The sequence below is a fragment of the Methyloversatilis sp. genome (assembly GCF_030696805.1).
In the GTDB taxonomy this organism is placed as follows: domain Bacteria; phylum Pseudomonadota; class Gammaproteobacteria; order Burkholderiales; family Rhodocyclaceae; genus Methyloversatilis.
This window is the reverse complement of record NZ_JAUYRO010000093.1, coordinates 22183-28259: the sequence shown is the minus strand read 5'-3', so window position 1 is coordinate 28259 and position 6077 is coordinate 22183. Positions and strand designations below refer to the sequence as shown.

8 protein-coding genes are annotated in these 6077 nt (G+C 61.8%); 4 read left to right on the top strand and 4 right to left on the bottom strand.

Features of this window, described 5'->3' with window-relative positions; all coding sequences use genetic code 11:
• The 4 genes from Q8R75_RS15050 to mpl all read right to left on the bottom strand — a co-directional run.
• Positions 1 to 590 (bottom strand): cbb3-type cytochrome c oxidase subunit I (locus Q8R75_RS15050; RefSeq protein ID WP_305663785.1); only part of this gene is annotated, 590 nt, incomplete at its 3' end.
• Between the two features lie 51 nt (positions 591 to 641).
• Entirely contained in the window at positions 642 to 1694 is a 1053-nt protein-coding gene (gene coxB / locus Q8R75_RS15045) for a cytochrome c oxidase subunit II (RefSeq protein ID WP_305613416.1), read from the bottom strand.
• Positions 1695 to 1857: 163 nt separating this feature from the next.
• Entirely contained in the window at positions 1858 to 2328 is a 471-nt protein-coding gene (locus Q8R75_RS15040; protein ID WP_305627331.1) for a DUF2244 domain-containing protein, read from the bottom strand.
• Between the two features lie 124 nt (positions 2329 to 2452).
• Positions 2453 to 3805: a UDP-N-acetylmuramate:L-alanyl-gamma-D-glutamyl-meso-diaminopimelate ligase gene (mpl, locus tag Q8R75_RS15035; RefSeq protein ID WP_305613418.1), complete on the bottom strand. Its 1353-nt coding sequence runs from the start codon at positions 3803 to 3805 to the stop codon at positions 2453 to 2455.
• 73 nt (positions 3806 to 3878) lie between these two features.
• Between mpl and Q8R75_RS15030 the strand changes: the two genes are divergently transcribed.
• Genes Q8R75_RS15030 through accB form a run of 4 tightly spaced genes read left to right on the top strand, consistent with a single transcriptional unit; the run spans position 3879 to position 6073 of the window.
• Positions 3879 to 4451 (top strand): nucleotidyltransferase, encoded by a 573-nt coding sequence (locus Q8R75_RS15030; protein WP_305663784.1) that lies wholly within the window; start codon positions 3879 to 3881, stop codon positions 4449 to 4451.
• On the top strand, positions 4448 to 4987 hold the full coding sequence (locus Q8R75_RS15025) for a TlpA disulfide reductase family protein (protein ID WP_305613420.1): 540 nt from the start codon (positions 4448 to 4450) through the stop codon (positions 4985 to 4987). The genes Q8R75_RS15030 and Q8R75_RS15025 overlap by 4 nt, the downstream gene beginning before the upstream one ends.
• 53 nt (positions 4988 to 5040) lie before the next feature.
• Positions 5041 to 5559 carry a type II 3-dehydroquinate dehydratase gene (aroQ, locus tag Q8R75_RS15020; RefSeq protein WP_305613421.1) on the top strand — a complete coding sequence of 173 codons (519 nt, stop codon included), beginning with the start codon at positions 5041 to 5043 and terminating at the stop codon, positions 5557 to 5559.
• A 58-nt stretch (positions 5560 to 5617) separates the two neighbouring features.
• Positions 5618 to 6073 carry an acetyl-CoA carboxylase biotin carboxyl carrier protein gene (gene accB, locus Q8R75_RS15015; RefSeq protein ID WP_305613422.1) on the top strand — a complete coding sequence of 152 codons (456 nt, stop codon included), beginning with the start codon at positions 5618 to 5620 and terminating at the stop codon, positions 6071 to 6073.
• Positions 6074 to 6077: the final 4 nt, after the last annotated feature.

Genomic DNA, 6077 nt, shown 5'->3' with positions numbered 1-6077 from the left:
ATCTTCATCAGCGTCATGCCGGGCGCGCGCATGTTGAGCAGCGTCGTCACGATGTTGATCGAACCCATGATCGACGAAATGCCGAGGATGTGGACCGCGAAGATCGCCATGTCCATGCCGATGCCCATCTGCACGGTCAGCGGCGGATACAGCGTCCAGCCCGATGCAGCCGCACCACCCGGCACGAGCAGCGACGAGGTGAGCAGGATGGCGGCCGGCGGCAGCAACCAGAACGACCAGTTGTTCATGCGTGCGAACGCCATGTCGGACGCGCCGATCATCAGCGGAATCATCCAGTTCGCGAAGCCGACGAAGGCCGGCATGATTGCGCCGAAAACCATGATCAGACCGTGCAGCGTGGTCATCTGGTTGAAGCGGTCGGGATCGACCACCTGCAGGCCCGGCTGGAACAGCTCGGCGCGGATGACCAGCGCCATGACGCCGCCGACGAGAAACATTGCAAAGCTGAACCAAAGGTACATCGAGCCGATGTCCTTGTGGTTGGTCGTGGTGACCCAGCGCATGATGCCGGTGGGTTGATGGTGGTCGTGATCGTGCGCGTGGTCGGCACCGCCCGGAATCGCAGCCATATTGATCTCCTGAAAATCTAGAATGTTGACTGAAGGTTCGGAGACGGTCGCTTACTCGCGCGCCACCTTGATGTCCGACGGCTGGACGACTTCACCGGTGGCATTGCCCCAGCTGTTCCGGGTGTACGTGATCACGGCTGCAAGCTCGGTGTCGCTCAGATGCTTGAAGGCTGCCATCGCCGTGCCTGACTTGCCGTTCAGCAGGATGTCGATCTGACCGTCCTGCGGGCCGAGCACAACCTTGGACCCGACAAGCCCGGGGAAGGCCGGTGGCAGACCTTGACCGTTCGCCTGATGACAGGCGGCACAGTTGGCAGCGAACACCTTTTCGCCGCGCGGGGTCAGTTCTTCGACGAGGTACATCTTGTTCGGATCGTCAGCGGCGGCAGCCATCGCCTTCTTCTTGTCGTCGACCCACGCCGCGTACTCGTCCTCTGTCACGATCTTCACTACGATCGGCATGTATCCATGTTCCTTGCCGCACAGTTCTGCGCACTGACCGCGGTAGGTGCCTGTCTTTTCCGCTCGGAACCACGTGTCGCGAATGAAACCCGGAATGGCGTCCTGCTTGACGGCAAGTGCCGGCACCCACCACGCGTGAATCACGTCGTTGGCCGTCGTCAGGATGCGGATCTTCTTGCCGACCGGAACCACCAACTCGTTATCCACTTCCAGCAGGTAGTTCTCACCCTTCGGAGCTTCGTTGCGCACCTGCGGTTGCGGCGTGGAAAGCGTGCTGACGAAATTGATGCCCTCGCCCTCGCCCTTCAGGTAGTCGTACCCCCACTTCCACTGGTAGCCCGTCACCTTGATCGTGATGTCGGCGTTCGTCGTGTCTCGCATGGCGAGAATGGTCTTCGTCGCGGGCCAGGCCATGCCAAGCAGGATGAAAACCGGGACGATGGTCCAGAGTATTTCGACCGTCGTGCTTTCGTGGAAGGTTGCCGCCTTGTAGCCGGCGGACTTGCGGTGCACGAACACCGACCAGAACATCACACCGAAAACGGCGACGAAAATGACGCCACAGACGATGGTCATCAGCAGGTGCAGGTCGTAGACGTCGCGACCGAGCGCCGTGATCGGCTCCTGCAGATTCAGTTTCATTTCCGCCTGGGCAATCCCCGAAAGCAGAAACAAACCCATCGCCGCCCAAGCCCGACGGGCAATGGGCAAGCCACCTCTTGATAGCGCCATAGTGCAACCCCAGATTTATGTTGTGATTGGTTCTGTGAAACGGTGATTCCAGACAACGGCAAAACAAAAACAGCTAAAACCGCCTTTCCCGCAATCTTCCAGCAAGGTCGCGTGCAAGTTTCGCGCGACCTTTTTCATCGAGGTAACGACCGACCGTCACTTGTCTGTCGCGACACCGTACAACGACTTCCGAACCGAAACCGACCTTTCGCGTTTCGACCTTTGCCCATGCTGGTGCGAACTCGTATCGGCTCACACGCGTTTTTTCGCAGACCTCGACAAGCAGTCGCTCGTCGTCGAGGTGAATGCGTTCAAAGTCACCTACCCTGCGCCCGTAGGCAATGAACGCAAGCCCAAGCGCGCTGATCTCCAGCCCGGCAAAAGGAAACACCCACCACACACCAACGGCCGCCCATGCAGCAGCGATCGCCATCGACAGCGCACATGTGACCAGGAAAAAAGTCAATAGCGCGCTCGGCGACATCGAACAATTGCGGCGGGCTTCAATGCTGAACTCGCTGGCTTGGCTGAGAACTGCAGACACGTGGACTGCCTCGGAAGTGGAGCTCCCCTGATACGACCACTGCGGGCCGCTTGGCAATCGATAAGCTAGCACACGCCCCCTAGCTTATCAATATCGTAGCTGAGCAAAACTCAAGGCGCAGACCTCACACCGGTGAAGGATCAAGTCGATTCAGCAACTTGCGGTGGATGTCGCCGAAGCCACCGTTGCTCATCACGAGCACATGGTCACCGGGACGCACCGCCGTCATCAACTGGTCGAGCAGCGAATCAACCGACGGAGCAACCCGCGCCCGCTGCCCCAGTGGAGCCAGCGCAGCGACAGCATCCCAGCCCAGGGAATCGCCGCCGAGACAGAAGGTCAGGTCGGCGGATTCGAGTGCCGCGGGCAGGCGGGCCTTCATCACGCCCAGCTTCATCGTGTTCGAACGCGGCTCGATGACGGCAAGGATGCGCGCACCGCCCACCGCAGAGCGCAGGGCGCGGATCGTTTCATCGATGGCCGTCGGGTGGTGGGCGAAGTCGTCGTAAATCGTCACACCGGCCACCTCACCGACGCGTTCGAGACGCCGACGGATGCCCCGGAATGATGCCAGCGATTCGAGCGCGTGCTCCGGCCTCACCCCGGCATGGCGCGCCGCGAGCATGGCCGCCAGCGCGTTGTTCGCGTTGTGCATGCCGGGCATTGCGAGCCGACCGGCAACGTCCTCGCCGGTGGGCCCGCGCACGTGCAGCGACTGACCGGCGCCCGTCACCTGCCAGCCGGCTGGCGTATTGAACCACTCGACTTCGCTCCAGACGCCGCGCGCCAACACGCGGTGCAACGATTCTTCAGCACCGTTGACAATGATGCGGGCGCTGGCGGGCATGGTGCGCACAAGGTGGTGGAACTGAGTCTCGATAGCAGCCAGATCAGCGAAGATGTCGGCGTGGTCAAACTCAAGATTGTTCAGGACGGCGGTGCGCGGCCGGTAATGCACGAACTTCGACCGCTTGTCGCAGAACGCAGTGTCGTACTCATCCGCCTCGATCACGAAAAACGGCGCATTGCCCAGTCGCGCCGACACGCCGAAATTCAACGGCACGCCGCCGATCAGGAAGCCGGGTTTCAGGCCTGCGTCCTCGAGCATCCAGGTCAGCATCGAGGTCGTCGTGGTCTTGCCGTGCGTACCGGCGACTGCCAGCACCCAGCGTCCGGCCAGCACATGTTCCGCCAACCATTGCGGGCCGGATACATAGGGCAGCCCGCGATCCAGCACTGCTTCCAGCAGCGGATTGCCGCGTGACACGGCATTGCCAACGACGAACAGGTCGGGTTTGAGATCGATCTGCGACGGATGGTAGCCCTCGATCAGGTCGATACCCAGTTGTTCGAGTTGCGTGCTCATTGGCGGATAGACGCCTGCATCGCAACCGCTGACCTGATGTCCGGCCTCGCGCGCCAGCGCGGCAACACCGCCCATGAAGGTGCCGCAGATGCCGAGGATGTGAATGTGCATGGCTGGGTGATGTGACAGAATGGCCGCAGATTCTATCAACCCGGGCACGCGCCCACCCTCTGCAGTATCCGCCATGCGCCCCAGCAACATGAGACGGCAGATCGCAAGCACTGCCGCGCGACTGATCGCCGAAGAAGGCATCCGCGACTACGGGCTCGCCAAACGCAAGGCAGCACGTCAGCTCGGCATCGGTCCGAACGAGGAACTGCCGACCAACCTCGAGATCGAGGAGGCAGTACGCACCTACCAGTCGCTGTATCTGGCCGACGAACAGCCGGAACAGCTGCGCACGCTGCGCAGCGCGGCCGTGACGCTGATGGCAGAACTCGCTCGCTTCAGCCCATACGCCACGGGCGGCGTCGTCGATGGAACGGCGGGACGCTTCACGGCGATCGAACTGCAGGTATTCGCCGACAGCGCAAAGGAGGTCGAACTGTTCCTGCTCAACAACGGCGTCGATTTCGATTCTCGCGACCCGCGCCGGCCCGACCGGAACAGCCCGGAAACAACGCTGCTGTTCGAGTGGGATGACCTGCCGGTGGAACTGGCGGTCTTCCCGGCCGGTCTGGAACGCTCCCGGGGGCGCGAGCGGCTGCGCGCCGAATCGCTGCGTGCCCTGCTGGACAACGAGGAGATCGAAGAATGAATATCTGGCTGCGACGCACCGTGATCGCCGCTGTCGTGCTCACCGCCGGCGCCGCGGGCGTGTGGAGCGCCCTGTCGCGCCAGCCAAAGCTGGATGCGGCGCCGACGACAGTCGCCGCCGATCGTCTCGACGCGCTCAGGCTGGCTGACGCCAGCGGCACCGAAATGCCCTTCTCGGCATGGCGCGGCAAACTTCTGGTGGTGAATTTCTGGGCCACCTGGTGCCCGCCGTGCCGTGAGGAAATGCCCGGTTTTTCGCGCATTGCCGGACGATTGCGTGATCGCGGCGTGCAATTTGTCGGCATCAGCATCGACAGCGCGGACAACGTGCGCCAATACCTGCAGGAAGAAGCAATCGACTACCCGCTGCTGATCGGCGGTGCCGACGCTATCCAGATCTCCGCAGAACTGGGCAATTCAGCGCAGGGCATGCCATTCACCGTGATTTTCGCACCCGACGGCAGTCTGGTCGAACGCAAGCTGGGAACCTACAAGGAAGAGGAGCTGGAAGCCATCCTGCTGGCAAGGTTGCGCTGAACGCATTGCCGCCGGCTGGACAAATTGCAGCCAAGTCCGGCAAACTTGCAGCCATGCAGCCTACAACTCGCCGCAAGGCGTCAAAAACTGCCGCGCAGCCGGACAGCGTTGAAAAGCTGGCCGCGACGCGTCGCATACTTGTCCTGCACGGGCCCAACCTCAATCTGCTGGGCGCGCGGGAACCGGGCATTTACGGTCATCTGACGCTGGCAGACATCGATGCACGGCTCAAGGTGATTGCGCTCGAGCGCGGCGTGGTCATCGAATGTTTCCAGAGCAACCACGAGGGCGAACTGGTCACGCGCATCCAGCACGCGCGGACCGAGCAGATCGACTTCATCCTTATCAACCCGGCCGCCTACACCCACACCAGCGTGGCCATTCGCGACGCACTCACGTCGGTCAGCATTCCGTTCGTCGAGGTTCATCTGTCGAACGTCCATGCACGGGAAGCGTTCAGGCATCACTCCTACCTGTCGGACATCGCCGTCGGCGTCATCTGCGGACTCGGAGCCTACGGTTACGAAGCGGCGCTTGAATTCGCGCTCCGCCAGCTCGACACCACACAATAATTAAACATGCACAAACACCGCACCACGCACGTGGGCGGTTTTCTTGCGGGGAAACATCATGGATTTGCGCAAACTCAAGAAACTGATCGATCTGGTGCAGGAATCGGGCATATCGGAGCTCGAAGTCACCGAAGGCGAAGAGAAGGTGCGCATTGCAAAGCACCTGCCGCCGACCATGCAGACCACCTATGTATCGAGCCAGCCAGCGCCGCAGCACGCTGCACCGGCCGCCGTCATTACCCCCCTGCCGGTCGCGCCGGCGGAAGCGGCCCAGCCCGAGGGTCATGTGGTGAAGTCGCCGATGGTCGGCAGCTTCTATCGTTCGTCTTCGCCGGGCGGAAAATCGTTCGTCGATGTGGGCCAGACCGTCGTGGTCGGCGAAACCCTCTGCATCATCGAAGCGATGAAGCTCATGAACGAGATCGAATCGGACGCTGCCGGCGTCGTGAAGGCGGTACTGGTCGAGAATGGCCAGCCGGTCGAATACGGCCAGCCCCTGTTCATCGTCGGCTGAGCCC